The sequence below is a fragment of the Prevotella micans F0438 genome (genome assembly GCF_000243035.1).
In the GTDB taxonomy this organism is placed as follows: Bacteria; Bacteroidota; Bacteroidia; order Bacteroidales; family Bacteroidaceae; genus Prevotella; species Prevotella micans.
Window position 1 is genome coordinate 22,188 of sequence record NZ_JH594523.1, and the last position, 14,532, is coordinate 36,719.

A 14,532-nucleotide genomic window follows, 5' to 3' on the forward strand; every position below is an offset into this window, starting at 1 on the left:
CAAAACATTCAACAACAAGAAATATTATCAATGGAAATGAAGAATTTCACCATCACAAAGCGAGACGGAGCAAAGGAGCGTTTCTCGCTCGACAAGATTATGAATGCCATCGTTAAAGCATTCGAGAGTGTTAATGAACCAACCGATCTGGGCACGGTTTCGAAAATCCTGGCCAATTTGAATATCCACAATGACATAAAGGTGGAAGATATTCAGAATCAGGTAGAAGAAGCCTTGATGAGAGAAGGATTCTATAGGGTAGCAAAGAGTTTTATTGTGTATCGCCAACAACATGCAGAAGACCGCGAGACTCTCGAGAAGATGAAATTCCTTTCTGATTATTGTAAGGCAGAGAATGCTGCGACGGGTTCGAAATTCGATGCAAATGCCAATGTCGAAAACAAAAATATTGCGACTCTGATTGGTGAACTTCCCAAGCAGGGATTCATCAGATTGAATCGCCGATTGTTGACCGACCGTATAAAAAAAATGTACGGCAAGGAATTAGCGGATGAATATTTAAGTTTACTCACTAACCATTTTATATATAAAAACGACGAGACTAATCTGGCCAATTATTGCGCTTCGATAACCATGTATCCGTGGCTCATTGGCGGCACAACTTCGATAGGTGGGAACTCAACAGCACCAACGAATCTGAAAAGTTTTTGCGGTGGATTCATAAACATGGTGTTCATGGTTTCAAGTATGCTGGCTGGAGCTTGCGCTACCCCCGAATTTCTTATGTATATGAACTATTTCATTCAGAAAGAATATGGCAAGGACTATTGGAAGCGTGCCGATGAAGTGGTAGACTTGAGTATGAAAAAACGCACGATAGACAAAATCATAACCGACGATTTCGAGCAGATTGTCTACTCACTCAACCAACCCACAGGCGCACGTAACTATCAGGCTGTGTTCTGGAACATTTCTTACTACGACCGTTTCTATTTCGAATCGCTCTTCGACAACTTCTATTTCCCCGACGGTTCTCGACCTGACTGGGAGAGTCTTTCCTGGCTGCAGAAAAGATTCATGAAATGGTTCAATCAAGAACGTACCAAAGCCGTACTAACATTCCCCGTTGAAACCATGGCTCTGCTAGCCGAAAATGGCGAATGTCGCGACAAAGAATGGGGCGATTTCGCAGCAAGTATGTACGCCGAAGGTCACAGCTTCTTCACTTATATGAGCGACAACGCCGATTCTCTAAGCTCGTGCTGCCGCCTACGGAATGAGATTCAAGACAACGGATTCTCCTACACTCTAGGTGCGGGCGGAGTTTCGACAGGCTCGAAAAGCGTTCTCACAATCAATCTCAACAGATGCGTACAGCATGCCATGAGCCATGGAATCGACTACAAGGAACATCTCTCACACATCATCGACCTATGTCATAAAGTGCAGCTGGCCTACAATGAAAATCTCAAAAGACTCCTTCACAACGGAATGCTGCCACTCTTCGACGCCGGTTATATCAACATCGACAGACAATATCTCACCATCGGAATAAACGGACTCGTTGAATCAGCCGAATTTATGGGGCTCGACATAACCCCCAACGACGCATATAAAGAATATGTACAAAGCCTGCTCGGATTGATAGAAAAATACAACAAGCAATATCGCACCAAAGAAGCAATGTTCAACTGCGAAATGATTCCGGCAGAAAACGTCGGAGTGAAACACGCAAAATGGGACCGTGCCGATGGATATTTCGTACCGCGCGACTGCTACAACAGCTATTTCTATCGGGTTGAAGACGACAGCCTAACCATACTCGACAAATTCAAACTACACGGTACACCCTACATCGAACACCTCACAGGAGGTTCGGCCCTGCACATGAATCTCGACGAACACCTCTCGCAGCCACAATATCGCCAACTGCTTCGAGTGGCCGCCCAGGAAGGATGCAACTATTTCACGTTCAACATTCCGAACACCGTATGTAACGACTGTGGACACATCGACAAGCGCTATCTAAAAGAATGTCCGCACTGCCATTCCAAAAACGTAGACTATCTCACGCGTATCATCGGCTACATGAAACGCGTCAGCAACTTCTCGGCTGCCCGACAAGAAGAGGCCGCCCGCCGATACTATGCCACACAAGAAAAATATCCCGCAACAAACAATGAACAAATAAAAGAAACACAACTCGAGCCAACCGAATCACTCACATGCTGAAATTCGTAGGCACAGACATCGTTTTCCAAGAATTTCCAGACGAAGTGACTCTGGCAATCAACATCTCCAACTGCCCATGCAAATGCCCCGGCTGCCACAGCCCATTCCTGTGGAAAGACACCGGAACAGAACTCACCGAAGCCTCCATCGACCAACTCATCAACGAGGCTGGCAGCCAAATCACCTGCATCGGGTTCATGGGAGGAGATTCAGCTCCCGAACGAGTGAATCAACTTGCCGGACACATCAGAAAGAACCATCCCGACCGAAAAATCGGATGGTACACCGGTCGAACCACAATTTCGCCCCTCATCTCCCGCAACCGGTTCGATTATATAAAGGTAGGCCCCTACATTCGACATCTTGGTGCGCTGAACAGTCCAACAACCAACCAGCGTATGTATCGCTTCCATCCCGACGGTTCGTTCGACGACATCACTCACCGATTCCAGATAAACTCCACCTAGCCCAACCTTAAAGTTCCAAGTTCTCGTCTCTTTTTCTCAGCATTCGCCTCCTACCCGGGGCGAATGCTTTTTTTGTAGATGTTAATAACGTGAGTTCGATTTAAGAACCAGCCCATTGCCTCCTCGGAAACAATGGGGTAATAAACAACGAATGCCAATTCGGGCGGAAGGCCCGCATGTAGGGACAGACCCCGTGTCTGTCCGCCTCTCTGCCAATTCGGTCTACCGACCGCATAACATATTTCGTCCGGTCGTCTGGGTGCGTACAGACACGGGGGTTGTCCCTACATGCGGACGTTTCAGCAGACAGACATAAGGCCTATCCCTACACGGGCATTCCGGCGGACAGACACGGGGTCTGTCCCTACATGCGGGCATTCCGCCCGAGTTGGTATCTATTGAGTTTCAAAGCAGAGTAAATCGGATTCCCCGGTATAAGTTATGTCTACTCTCCAGGGGTTAAAAAGATTCTTAAACCGAATTCACATTAATAATTAATTGTCTCTAGTTTTATCTCTTTCCCTAGTCTCTCTACTCTAATATGTATTTCTGCCGTGGAAGAAAGACACATTAAGTTGTTTTATGTATTTCTGCCATGGAAGAAATACACATTTAATTGTTTTATGTATTTCTGCCGTGGAAGAAATACATAAAATGAGAACCTAAATATTGTAGAGGTCTCCTGCGAGTTCACTTAAGACAGAAAAAAGGGTGTATCGACCTGAATTCGATACACCCATCAGAGAGAGGTTTGTAGCTTAGTTTAGCTACTTGAACAAACAATTAGTTCATCACTAAATCAACAATCGTTTTTACCTTATATAAACTTTAAACCTATGTGTTTTTTCTAAAAAGGCCGCGCGGGGGATTGCCGATTCCACTTTGAATAAATTCTTATGCCGCGCGGAGGGGATTTCTTCTTAGTTCGTTTTCACCTTGAAGTTCCAGAAGAAGGCCGTACCCCAGGGTTCATCCTTACTTTCGGCGGCAGCAAGGGTGATATGAGTATTATCCATCTTAAGAATCCAATATTCGTACTGAGGTTTGTTGCCTTTGTTTACGAGAATACCCATGAGGGGGAAAGTGCCTTTGAAGGTGAGTTGACCGAAGTCGCCTGTGCTTTTCGGGGTGTGCTTTGTGCCATCCCACGAGGTGGAGCCGTCTTGGCCGCGACTGGTTTTAACGACTCTTTGTTTGCAGATGAATTTCATCCAGCCGTTGATACCGTCTTGCGGCAGATTCTTACTGGTAGCTTGACCGTCAATATCGGCTGCGCTGACTTTCCACCATGCTGGCCCATCGTGGTCGTTGAGGTTTCCGTTACCCCAAACGCCGTTTGGGTCGGTGTCATCCCACGTCCAGGTGCGCTCGCTGTAGTCGGTGCCGTAGAGAACTCTGTAGATTTCAGGCACGTCTTTATATTCGGTTATCGTAACATTTTTTTCAATCGATGTGAATGTTCCATCTTGATTGATAACGCGCACAATGAGCGATGTAACGGGTGGAGGGAACGATTTGAGTTCGCCCGCCACTCCGCTGGCGAGGATATTTCCATCCTGGTCGAGCACTTGTACTGGCAGAGCGGGAGAGGTGGAATAGGTGAACGCGTTTTCTGTACCTGTTTGGGTAAGGGTTACGCGATTTTGCAGTTCGGCAGCCGTGATGGCCGGCGAAGGATGTCCGCTATCTTCAATGCTGGTGTCGCAGGCTGCAATAGCTATGGCCAGCAGGGGAAGAAAGAATATTTTCTTTTTCATTGTTGTTGCTGTTAAAAAATTATTTACCACTGGTTATAGTCAGAGCCGCCTGCCCATCCTGGATTTTGATCGATGTGTCCATCGGCCCCTGCAGCGAGGGGTATTTGCGATTCTGGGATTTTGGCGAATCCGGCTGTTGCATTGTAGCGTGCCGCGTATCCTCCGCCATGGGGGGTGTTGTTGGTTTGCTGACCGTTGTTATATATTTTCACTCCGTTTTGCTTTTCGAGTGCAGTGGCGGCGATGTGCCAGCGGCGAATGTCGTTCCAGCGTAGGAATTCGAAGGCTAGCTCGTGGCGACGTTCGTTTTGCAGGGCTTCGAGCGAGTAGGCTGCAATCGGGGTGAGACCTGCACGTGCGCGAACTCGGTTTATACCGGTGACATCTTCCTTGAGTTCACTTTGCATGAGGAGCACTTCGGCGAATCTGATTAGCACAAGGTCGTTGATGTTATTTAGCTGGAAGTTTTCTGCATTACCCTTCCAGTTGTCTGTGCCATACATTATGTTTGCAAAGGATACAGATATTGTTCCATCGCTCTTTTTGGCTGTGACGGGCATAACTTTCTTGCCGTAGATTCCGGTTTCCTGGATGTATTCTCCGCCGCCGCCAAGTGCGTAACTTGGATATTCGTCGGTGGCTGCAACAAGACTGGCTTTCATTCGCACGTCGTTAGGTTCGGTAACTGTCCAATCGTTCACAAGTGCTGGCGAAACAGGGCCTGCTCCCCATCCACTTCCGAATGGGAATGTGCGTTCGTTTGTTCCCTGTCCGCGAACACCGAAGAAGAGGGCATACTGGTTGGAATATCCGATGTTGGAGTCGTTCCAGTCGGCATACTTAGAGAACTTAATGGCGAACATCGATTCAGGGTTCACGGCGTTATCGTCTTCAGCCCATTTGAGGTTTTTGCCTTTTGTGTAGTCGTAGTCCTCAACGGTACATCTGTTGGTGTATGCCCAGAGGTTGCGGAAGTCGGGAACGAGAGTATAACCCGAGTTGTTCACACAGTCGTCTATGTAAGCAATCACATCGGCCTTTGTGAGTTTCGAACCGTCGGGGAGTGTTACCTCGGTGAGAGGATTGTAGTTCGTGCTAGTCATGTCGGCCAACTGGTCGCCGTTGCAATACATTCCGGTATAGAAGAGCCAGCATCTCCCTAGCAGAGCCTCGGCCGCATACTTATCTACGTGCCCTATTCGTGTTGTCGAAGTGTTCTGTGCGGGCATTTCATCTATGGCTGTTTTGAGGTCGAGGAGAATTTGTCCCCATATCTGAGCCGGTGTTGCCTGAACAGGCTTTGCTGCCTCTGATGTTATGGTGAGCGGAATACGACCGTACATCGATGCCAACTCGTAGTAATAATAAGCACGGAGGAATCGTGCTTCGCCATCGGCCTGTGCTTTTTCGGTTGCATTGAGTTGCATGTTTTTCAAAGCGTCGAGCAATGAGTTAGCACGGTTTATTCCGATATAACGCTGAATGAAAAATTCGTTGGTCATGTCGGTTCCGAAGTTCATCAGCAAGTCCATAGCCTGCATGAGTTTATCGTTCGGTCCTCCACCACCTAGAACCTCGTCGCTTGCCAGATGCGAATAGAAAAGAAAGGTAGTTTGCGGCGTTGCTGTAGCCTTATTGAGGTTTTGATATATTCCTGCAAGGCCTTGTGCGATGTCGTTTTTTGTTTTGGGGAAGTTCTGTGTCGACTTCTCCGTATAGTTTTCGGCGTCGAGTGTGCACGATGTGAATGCACCCAGAGCTATAGCTGCTGCACCGATATAATATCCTATTTGTTTCATTGCAAGTTCTGTTTTTAGAATTTAATATTAACACCGATGAGGAAGGTGCGCGGCTGCGGATAGTTTCCAACATCTACACCAGTCACCCATGATTCATCTCCAATGGCAGTGCCTTGTTCAGGATCCATTCCTTCATAGGAAGTGATTGTGAAAAGGTTCTGTGCTTGGAAATATAGACGTAACTGCTGGAAGGGTGAGTTTTTCCACAAGCGGCAGAAGTCGTAACCAAGAGTGAGATTCTGGAGACGGAAATACCCTGCATCGTCGATATAGATGTCTGAAATGTTCTGCAGATTCACAGTGTTGCCCGGAAGTAAGAGCGGGTAACGATTAGATGTACCCTCACCGTGCCAATACTTATACACTTCAGAGGTCCAGTTGTCGAACTGTCCGTTTCCGAACTTACGATATGTGTGGGCAATTTGCATTCCAAGGGCTGCATAGCTCGAGAGCGAGAAATCGAATCCACTCCAGCTTGCACCAAGATTTATACCCATGGTTACTTTTGGGTGTGGATTACCAATCATCGTTTTATCGTTACTATCAATTTTGCCATCGCCATTCACGTCAACGAATTTCAGTCCACCTGGAGCGATTCCAGTTCCTTGTAGCGAGTTGGCAGCTTGTCCGCCGCAATTCTTTGCAAGATAATCATCCAGGTCGGCCTGATTCTGAATCACTCCTGCAGTTTTGAAACCCCAGAAATATCCAATAGGTAACCCTTCTTCCATTCGTGCGATATAGTCGGTCCCTTCAGATAGAAGCTCCTGACCGCCGTTGATATACCCACTACCGTTTCTAACCGCAGTGACTTTATTACTGTTTGAAGCAATGTTCCAGCCTACGTTGTATCTGAAATCTTTTCCGATTAAGTCAGTCCAATTAAGGGCAAGTTCAACACCTGTGTTACGAACTGAGCCGGCATTGCGCCTCTGGGAAGCATGGCCGTTAATTGGGGAAATGGGAACTTCTATGAGAAGGTCTTTCGTTTCCTTATTATACCAGTCAAAACTCAAAGCCAATCTATTGTTGAGGAAACGGGCATCGAATCCAATGTCGGTTTGTTCGGATGTTTCCCAAGTTAGATCAGGGTTCGACAAACGTGAGGGATAACCGCCCTGCATTCCCTTTGTCTTGTCGTTATTGAACGAGTATAGACCGTCATAACCGAATGAATAGGCTGCATAGTAACCGTAAGCGCCAATGTTTTCATTACCATTTTGTCCCCAGCTTGCACGCAGTTTCATGAAGTTCCACCAGTTGCTCATCGATTGCATGAACTTTTCATTACTGAGCACCCAACCGGCTGAGAATGACGGGAACCAGCCCCAGCGATGACCTTGGGCGAAATTCGATGAACCGTCGGCGCGGATAATTGCACTGAACATGTATTTTTCATCGAAATTGTAGTTCAGACGACCGAAATAGGACAATAGTGAATGGTCGTCAGACGGGAATCCTTGCAGATTAGTGTGTGTGGAGAAGTTATTGAAATAAGCATGTCTGAAATCGCTGAACAAACTATTTGTAGCAGTGGCTCTCATTTGTTCTGCCATGTTGTTTCCTTCACGTGAATATTCTGTTCCCACGAGCATATCGAAATTGTGCTTCTTCAGGTCGAACACATAGTTCAATGTGTTGGTTGTCGACCAATTCCAGCCCATTCCCATATTCATATCCATCTGGTCGGCCGTTCTTTGCTCATTCATATTATTATTATAAACGGCCTCATAAGTTTTCCACATGTTTGCATATTGCTTGTAGGAAAGTTGTCCGCGATAGGTTAAACCCTTGATGGGTTGAATTTCTAAGAAAGCCACAGCATTCAGATTGAACGATTTGTTTTTATTATTAGCGCTTTGGCCTGCAAGAATCTTATTGAGCGGATTGGCCATATATTGATTCAACGCCAGTAGTCCGTTCTCCTCTGTTCCCTGTGCGCGGAGATCATCATAATCAAACATAGTTCCATCTGCTGCATAAACCGGTACAATAGGAGCCGCAGCCATCATTGTGTATATGGCATTATTATATTGGTTGCCAATTCTGATACCCTGGCTCTGGCGATGCTGGAAATAGATATTCTCGCCGAACTTAACCACATCTCGGTTGCCATGACGATAGATAACATGCTCGGAGTTTATACGGAAAGTAAATCTGCTAAAATTCGATTTAACCGGACCACCAAACACACCGTCCTGGAATTGATAACCAAAACCAGAGCTGAATCTCGAAAGATCAGAACCACCGCTGATGTTAAGCGACTGACTCGTTGTCATTGCGTTCTTATTTTTCAAGAGTTCAAGCCAATTGGTGCCGGGATTGCTTCCGTTACGATAAGCATCTATTAAATCTTGGTTGAGATATTTTGTCCAATCATAAGGAGCACCACCACCATTCATACTCGTAATGTCCTGAATAGTCATGTATTCTCCAGCTGTAAGCATACGCGGCAGTTTTACAACGTTCTGCCAACCCATATTTCCATCGTAGTTCACTTGTACTTTTCCAGCCTTACCCTGTTTTGTTGTCACAAGGATAACACCGTTTGCAGCACGTGCACCATAAATAGCTGCCGAAGCAGCATCCTTCAGTACATCTATACGTTCGATGTCAGCGGGATTAATCGAGTTGATATCACCACCGGCTACACCGTCTATAACATATATAGGTGTAGGGTCACCGTTGGTTCCAGCACCACGTATGTTAACCTTGAAGCCATCTCCAGGCTGACCGGATGATGCAACTATATTCACACCTGGGCTTTGGTTCTGTAAAGCACTGAGCGGACTGATTGTGTTGCGATTTGCAATAGCCTCGCCCTTAACCTCGACGGTTGCACCGGTGACGAGTTTCTTCTTCTGCACACCATATCCCACAACCACCACTTCGTCCAGCGACTGGTTGTCCTGCTCGAGCAACACATTTATGCTATTGCTGTTGCCCACAGTAATCTCCTGCGCTTTGTAGCCGATGTAGGAAATAACAAGCGTTGCTCCCGGCTTAACGTTTATGGAAAAGTTACCATCGAAGTCTGTCACTGTTCCATTACTGGTACCTTTTTCCATAACGGTAGCCCCGATAATCGGACCGCTAGCGTCGCTAACGGTACCCCTCACTGTTCTCTGTTGCTGAACAGCCTCTACGGCTGCGTTTCCTTTCTCGGCAAACGCCGTGTTCGAAAACATCACACCGGTACATATTCCGGCGAGTAGCAAGTTTTTCGGAAATTTAAAAATCATGTTCAAGCCTATTTTTAGGTTATTGGTGATAGCGAATTAACGCATTACCCTATATATTAGGGCAGTTGCAAAGGTATCATAAAAGAATTCAGAGGTTATAATACTTTTTTAGTAGCTTCCTGCACTTTCTTCCCTAATGAAAGTATCACCAGTCATGTAACATCAATTGTTATACAAAAAGGTCCAGTTAGAATCTCTTCTAACCGGACCTTATCCCAAATTAACTATGGATACAAACTTGCTTTATTTTTTCATTCCCTTATAAGCTTTATTCAAGCCTTTGACAACCTCATCAGTTATATCGCAGGCTTTATCTGCATAGAGAATATTATCTCCACTCTTTGCAAGAACTATCGTATATTTCTTATCCTTGGTATATTCTTTAAGATAATTGTGCACACTGTCCGAAAGAGCCTTATTATAATTGGCCACCTCGTTTTGATATTCATTTCCCAAACGTTGCTGCAATGCCTCAGCATCCTGTGCCTGCTTCTGAATACTAGCCTGAATTTGTTGTGCCTGAACTTGCGTATATTTATTTGCTTGAATATTCTGTTGGAAGTTTGCAGCGGCTTGCTGAAGTGATTGTTGCTTGCCGGCTAGTATTTTCTGAATATTAGCTTCTTTATTTTTCATCAACTTCTTCACCTCTTTCCAATAAGTATATTGACTCATGATAGAATCAATATCCACATAAGCTATTTTTTGTCCCTCGGAAGTCTGAACGGTTGTCTCTATTTTCTCCGATTTTTTTGTATCGTTTGCCTGGGGTTGTTTGTTGCATGAAGTCATGGCTAAGACCATCACTCCTATAGCTAATGAATTTAAAATTCTCTTCATCTTTATATTCTTTATTTTATTGTTTTGTTAGTAAAGAAATCAGAATGCACGATTTTCTATTCGAGCTTCTTTATCTTGGTCTATGACACAATTGATTCCTTTTTCTTTCAAATAGCCGTTATCGTGAATATGTTGTGACTTAAAATTTCCATCTTTTAAGCAAATTATTCGTACGTTCAGCAAGATAAAAGCTATTGCAATTATTAACACACTACACAATAGAGTAATTATCATTATTTTTATCTTTGCGTCTGCTTTTTTACCGTGACAAAGGTAGGACAAAGCAATAATCTACCAAAAGATAACAAAGAAAATATTTAAAAATGGCAAACACAAAACTACAACCAGCTCTTGTTTTTGAGCACTTCGCAAAGATTAATCAGATTCCGCGGCCATCTAAGCGGGAAGAGAAAATCATCAAGTATCTAGAAGACTTTGGAAAAGAAAGAAATCTACTGACAAAAGTAGATCAAACCGGTAATGTACTAATCAGTAAGCCTGCAACAAAAGGCTTTGAGAAATATCCAACTATCATCCTACAAAGTCATATGGATATGGTTTGCGATAAATTAGTAGACATTGAATTTGACTTCGACAACGATCCTATTCAAACCTACGTCGAGGACGAATGGCTGCATGCTAAAGGTACGACTCTGGGAGCTGACGACGGAATTGGAGTAGCTATTGAGTTGGCTATTCTGGACTCTAATGACATAGAACATGGTCCGATTGAATGCCTTTTCACACGCGACGAAGAGACCGGAATGACAGGTGCATTTGGTCTGGAGTCAGGATTCATGACAGGCAAATATTTAATCAATCTCGACTCAGAAGACGAGGGACAGATTTTTGTGAGCTGCGCAGGCGGAATAAATACCAGCGCCGTGTTCAATTTCGAACGTGAAGATGCACCTAATGGATATTTCTTCATGGAGGCCAGCCTGAAAGGATTGAATGGCGGACACTCCGGAGACGACATCAATAAAAAGCTTGCAAATGCAATAAAAATCCTTTCCCGCTTCCTTTATATAGAGCAGGACAAAACCGACCTTCGTCTCGCACAGTGGAACTCGGGTAAAATGCACAATGCTATTCCTCGTGATGGAAAAGTTATATTCGCAGTTCCTGCTAATAAGAAAGAGGAAGTTAAAGCCGATTGGAATATTTTCACGAAAGGTGTAGAAGAAGAATATCATGTAACCGACCCGTCAATGGTTTGGAATCTCAGCAGCACAGACGCACAGAAAGTGATGCCGAAACAAATTTCACGCAATCTAATCCTCGCAATTCAGGCTCTCGACAATGGTCCTCTTGCAAATTGTCAGGACGAAGCCCTCGCCTGGCTGGTCGAAACATCAAGCAATATCGCAAGCGTTCAGAGCAGCGAGAACAAGGTTGACATCGTTTCTTCGCAACGTTCCAATGTTATAAGCAACCTCAAAAACATGGCCAACACCGTGAAAGCATGCTTTGAACTCGCCGGCGCTGATGTTCAGCAAAGCGATGGCTATCCTGCATGGAAAATGAATCCAAACTCTAAACTCGTTAAGGTTGCAACCGAAGAATACAAGAAACTGTTTAATAGAGAACCTAAAGTTTTAGGAATCCACGCTGGACTCGAATGCGGTCTCTTCTCCGAAAAATATCCCGATTTGGATATGATTAGCTTCGGACCGACCCTTCGTTGTGTTCATACTCCAGACGAACGTTTGCACATTCCAACCGTTCAGATGGTTTGGGATCATCTACTAGCCATTCTGAAGAATATCGATTAAGAAATACAGCACGCCCCCTGGAAAATTTTTGATTTTCCATTGTCTATTATCCTCCGCCAAATTATTCTCTAATTTGAGCGGAGGATTTTTATGTCTCGGTATATTTTCTGAGCAGATTAACGGGTTCTTCGCGCTCTTAGGAGTGAAGAGATGAAATCAGAGATATAGAAAAAAGGACACTCACGAAAAGCGCCCTTTGGTCATAGATAACTATAAATTAAACCTATCTATGCTTGTTCCTTTGGAATACCGAACGGAGCAACGGAAAGTTTCTTGTCTTTGGGAGGTTCTATCTTACCGAATTCGGCTTCATAACGAACGATATTATCATTCAATGTTGAGAGGAGACTTTTCGCGTGCTCCGGGGAAATTATAACCCGACTAGATACCATCGCTTTTGGAACACCAGGTAGTAGGGAGGCAAAATCTATCACAAACTCGGAGTTGGAATGCGATATGATTTGAAAGTTTGAATAAACTCCCTTTGCTATTTCTGGAGACAAATCTATTTGTAACTGCTGGGGGTGAGGATTCTTTTCGTTATTCATATTTTTCTTTTTGGTGAATTTTCCACGCAAAGATAGGCCCTTTCAACAGGAATAGGCCATGACACAATCTCGTTTTTTGTAACTTCGCTCGCGTTTCAAGTGACGCCAAACTATGAAAAGATTCAGAAAGTTATTGATTTGGATGAGTAGAATCCGACACGTACATGGTTTCGGCATACATTCTCCGTCGGCCTACCGATTTGCACGCGAAGTCATAACCAGTCGCCGAAGAACCAAGGAATGTAAAGAATTAGGGCGTTCTTTGAAAGGAGTTCCGCACATGGTTAGTAGGCTCGGCGAACTGTATTTCAGAATCAGTCTGCATGTTAAGTGCGATATCTGGCTCGATTGGCGCGGGTCGGGCGATGTTTATAAATTATATGTAGAGCTAACAGGACGACAGATACGATTCGTCAGTTCAGATGAATGCTTCGAATGGTCGCAGTTTGGTAAGAACGAACATCTAGTTGTCAGAGCAACGGTCGACGACCACACGGAAACGTTCTATGAGGAGGTGATAAATCATGCTAACGAGCATTCGATTCTGATTCTCGAACCTTCGAGCAACCGAAAAGCATTTTGCGATTTGTGGAAGAAGATTCTCGATGACGACCGAACAGGAGTGACTTTCGACCTTTATTATTGTGGGATTGTATTTTTCGACAAATACCGTCCGAAACAAAATCATATAGTGAATTTCTGAATGATGAAGAACAAAATATACACTCGAACCGGAGATACCGGTGAGACCGACCTTCGACACAATCTCCGAGTCAGGAAAACCGACCCCCGAATAGAGATTTGCGGAACACTCGACGAGCTCAACGCTCACATAGGTTTGCTCGTGGCTCAGCTTGCAAACAATAATCATAAAGAAGAGTTGAACAACGTGCAAAGCAGTCTGTTTACAATCGGCGCATCGATTGTATCGGATGCTTCGGTCAAAATCGAGGGAATGTCTGCTCAAACCCTAGAGCAGCTCATAGACGGTATGCAGGAGCAACTTCCGCCACAACATTGTTTCGTTCTGCCGGGTGGATGTATTCAGGCTGCGCAGGCCCATGTGTGCCGAACAGTATGCAGGCGCGCCGAACGACTAATTACAGGCCTCGAAACCCTGAAGTCTATACATCCCGAGACGTTAGCCTATATGAACCGTCTGTCCGACTATTTTTTCGTGCTTTCGCGCCATTTGAACATGCTCTCCAACACGCCTGAAAAAAGATGGGGCCCACTTGGAGATAAAAAATAATACACTACTTTTGCACGCAATTCATCAAACACTTTTAACATTTTTAGCCTATGTATTGGACATTGGAATTAGCTTCAAAACTTGAGGACGCACCTTGGCCGGCAACAAAGGAAGAACTCATTGACTATGCCACGCGTTCTGGAGCGCCGCTCGAGGTGCTCGAGAATCTGCAAGAGATAGAGGATGAAGGAGAGGCTTACGACAGCATTGAAGACATTTGGCCCGACTATCCTTCCAAGGACGATTTTCTATGGAACGAAGATGAATATTGACTAAGCATCGGCCCGAATATATTTAGACGTGCAATTCGGTTTCTTTTTCAGAACCGGATTGCACGTCTGCATTATGTGTACAGACCCGATAGAACTAACCACGGATAGCTATAATCACATCGTTTCGCAGTCTTACTAAAAATAAAAAATCAAATCTATCATTGCTGAAACAAATTGATTAATATACCTTTGCCGCCGTGAGACACTTAGTAACATATTCCATCGCCCCAGCGACACAGAGAAATTTCGATTTCTCTGTGATTTTTTCGTCCAATAATTTGGTGAGCTCGGAAAAAGTGCTAACACACACACACACACACACACACACACACACACACACACACACAGGCCAGACCTATTAATTAGTCTTTTCATACGCGCGCGACG

Annotated in this window: 12 protein-coding genes; 6 read left to right on the plus strand and 6 right to left on the minus strand. The window is 44.8% G+C overall.

All coding sequences use genetic code 11. From position 1 onward, the window contains the following. The first annotated feature begins 30 nt into the window (after nt 1–30). Nucleotides 31–2,193: an anaerobic ribonucleoside-triphosphate reductase gene (gene nrdD / locus HMPREF9140_RS07925; RefSeq protein WP_006953171.1), complete on the plus strand. Its 2,163-nt coding sequence runs from the start codon at nt 31–33 to the stop codon at nt 2,191–2,193. Then, nucleotides 2,187–2,660, plus strand: coding sequence for an anaerobic ribonucleoside-triphosphate reductase activating protein (gene nrdG / locus HMPREF9140_RS07930; RefSeq protein WP_006953172.1), 474 nt, complete (start codon nt 2,187–2,189; stop codon nt 2,658–2,660). Before nrdD ends, nrdG begins: the two co-directional genes overlap by 7 nt. A gap of 920 nt (nt 2,661–3,580) precedes the next feature. Here nrdG and HMPREF9140_RS07935 read toward each other — a convergent pair. The 5 genes from HMPREF9140_RS07935 to HMPREF9140_RS10975 form a co-directional block, all read right to left on the minus strand. Further along, nucleotides 3,581–4,417 (minus strand): hypothetical protein, encoded by an 837-nt coding sequence (locus HMPREF9140_RS07935; RefSeq protein WP_006953173.1) that lies wholly within the window; start codon nt 4,415–4,417, stop codon nt 3,581–3,583. Between the two features lie 23 nt (nt 4,418–4,440). Beyond that, the gene (locus HMPREF9140_RS07940) at nt 4,441–6,216 is read right to left on the minus strand and encodes a RagB/SusD family nutrient uptake outer membrane protein (RefSeq protein WP_006953174.1); all 1,776 of its coding nucleotides are present in this window, start codon (nt 6,214–6,216) and stop codon (nt 4,441–4,443) included. A 14-nt stretch (nt 6,217–6,230) separates the two neighbouring features. Continuing rightward, on the minus strand, nt 6,231–9,458 hold the full coding sequence (locus tag HMPREF9140_RS07945) for a SusC/RagA family TonB-linked outer membrane protein (RefSeq protein WP_006953175.1): 3,228 nt from the start codon (nt 9,456–9,458) through the stop codon (nt 6,231–6,233). Between the two features lie 243 nt (nt 9,459–9,701). After that, the gene (locus HMPREF9140_RS07950) at nt 9,702–10,298 is read right to left on the minus strand and encodes an OmpH family outer membrane protein (RefSeq protein ID WP_006953176.1); all 597 of its coding nucleotides are present in this window, start codon (nt 10,296–10,298) and stop codon (nt 9,702–9,704) included. A 39-nt stretch (nt 10,299–10,337) separates the two neighbouring features. Continuing rightward, nucleotides 10,338–10,532, minus strand: coding sequence for a hypothetical protein (locus tag HMPREF9140_RS10975; RefSeq protein WP_006953177.1), 195 nt, complete (start codon nt 10,530–10,532; stop codon nt 10,338–10,340). A gap of 89 nt (nt 10,533–10,621) precedes the next feature. Here HMPREF9140_RS10975 and HMPREF9140_RS07960 point away from each other — a divergent pair, with 89 nt between their 5' ends. Beyond that, on the plus strand, nt 10,622–12,073 hold the full coding sequence (locus HMPREF9140_RS07960) for an aminoacyl-histidine dipeptidase (RefSeq protein WP_006953178.1): 1,452 nt from the start codon (nt 10,622–10,624) through the stop codon (nt 12,071–12,073). 227 nt (nt 12,074–12,300) lie between these two features. Here HMPREF9140_RS07960 and HMPREF9140_RS07965 read toward each other — a convergent pair whose 3' ends face one another. Next, on the minus strand, nt 12,301–12,621 hold the full coding sequence (locus HMPREF9140_RS07965; RefSeq protein ID WP_006953179.1) for a DUF3467 domain-containing protein: 321 nt from the start codon (nt 12,619–12,621) through the stop codon (nt 12,301–12,303). A 112-nt stretch (nt 12,622–12,733) separates the two neighbouring features. On the opposite strand from HMPREF9140_RS07965, the gene HMPREF9140_RS07970 reads away from it, so the two are divergent. Genes HMPREF9140_RS07970 through HMPREF9140_RS07980 form a run of 3 tightly spaced genes read left to right on the plus strand, consistent with a single transcriptional unit; the run spans nt 12,734 to nt 14,145 of the window. Further along, nucleotides 12,734–13,324, plus strand: a complete 591-nt coding sequence (locus HMPREF9140_RS07970) for a hypothetical protein (protein WP_018572100.1) — start codon at nt 12,734–12,736, stop codon at nt 13,322–13,324. After that, entirely contained in the window at nt 13,325–13,873 is a 549-nt protein-coding gene (locus HMPREF9140_RS07975) for a cob(I)yrinic acid a,c-diamide adenosyltransferase (protein WP_006953181.1), read from the plus strand. It abuts the gene before it with no gap. A gap of 50 nt (nt 13,874–13,923) precedes the next feature. After that, nucleotides 13,924–14,145, plus strand: a complete 222-nt coding sequence (locus HMPREF9140_RS07980; RefSeq protein WP_006953182.1) for a DUF2795 domain-containing protein — start codon at nt 13,924–13,926, stop codon at nt 14,143–14,145. The last annotated feature ends 387 nt before the right edge of the window (nt 14,146–14,532 follow it).

What these genes read in the sequence shown, in the direction of transcription:
- HMPREF9140_RS07940 (WP_006953174.1), bottom strand. Translation starts at nt 6,216, where the DNA reads ATGAAACAAATAGGATATTATATCGGTGCAGCAGCTATAGCTCTGGGT.
- HMPREF9140_RS07980 (WP_006953182.1), top strand. Translation starts at nt 13,924, where the DNA reads ATGTATTGGACATTGGAATTAGCTTCAAAACTTGAGGACGCACCTTGG.
- HMPREF9140_RS10975 (WP_006953177.1), bottom strand. Translation starts at nt 10,532, where the DNA reads ATGATAATTACTCTATTGTGTAGTGTGTTAATAATTGCAATAGCTTTT.
- HMPREF9140_RS07945 (WP_006953175.1), bottom strand. Translation starts at nt 9,458, where the DNA reads ATGATTTTTAAATTTCCGAAAAACTTGCTACTCGCCGGAATATGTACC.
- HMPREF9140_RS07975 (WP_006953181.1), top strand. Translation starts at nt 13,325, where the DNA reads ATGATGAAGAACAAAATATACACTCGAACCGGAGATACCGGTGAGACC.
- HMPREF9140_RS07965 (WP_006953179.1), bottom strand. Translation starts at nt 12,621, where the DNA reads ATGAATAACGAAAAGAATCCTCACCCCCAGCAGTTACAAATAGATTTG.
- nrdD (WP_006953171.1), top strand. Translation starts at nt 31, where the DNA reads ATGGAAATGAAGAATTTCACCATCACAAAGCGAGACGGAGCAAAGGAG.
- HMPREF9140_RS07970 (WP_018572100.1), top strand. Translation starts at nt 12,734, where the DNA reads ATGAAAAGATTCAGAAAGTTATTGATTTGGATGAGTAGAATCCGACAC.
- nrdG (WP_006953172.1), top strand. Translation starts at nt 2,187, where the DNA reads ATGCTGAAATTCGTAGGCACAGACATCGTTTTCCAAGAATTTCCAGAC.
- HMPREF9140_RS07960 (WP_006953178.1), top strand. Translation starts at nt 10,622, where the DNA reads ATGGCAAACACAAAACTACAACCAGCTCTTGTTTTTGAGCACTTCGCA.
- HMPREF9140_RS07950 (WP_006953176.1), bottom strand. Translation starts at nt 10,298, where the DNA reads ATGAAGAGAATTTTAAATTCATTAGCTATAGGAGTGATGGTCTTAGCC.
- HMPREF9140_RS07935 (WP_006953173.1), bottom strand. Translation starts at nt 4,417, where the DNA reads ATGAAAAAGAAAATATTCTTTCTTCCCCTGCTGGCCATAGCTATTGCA.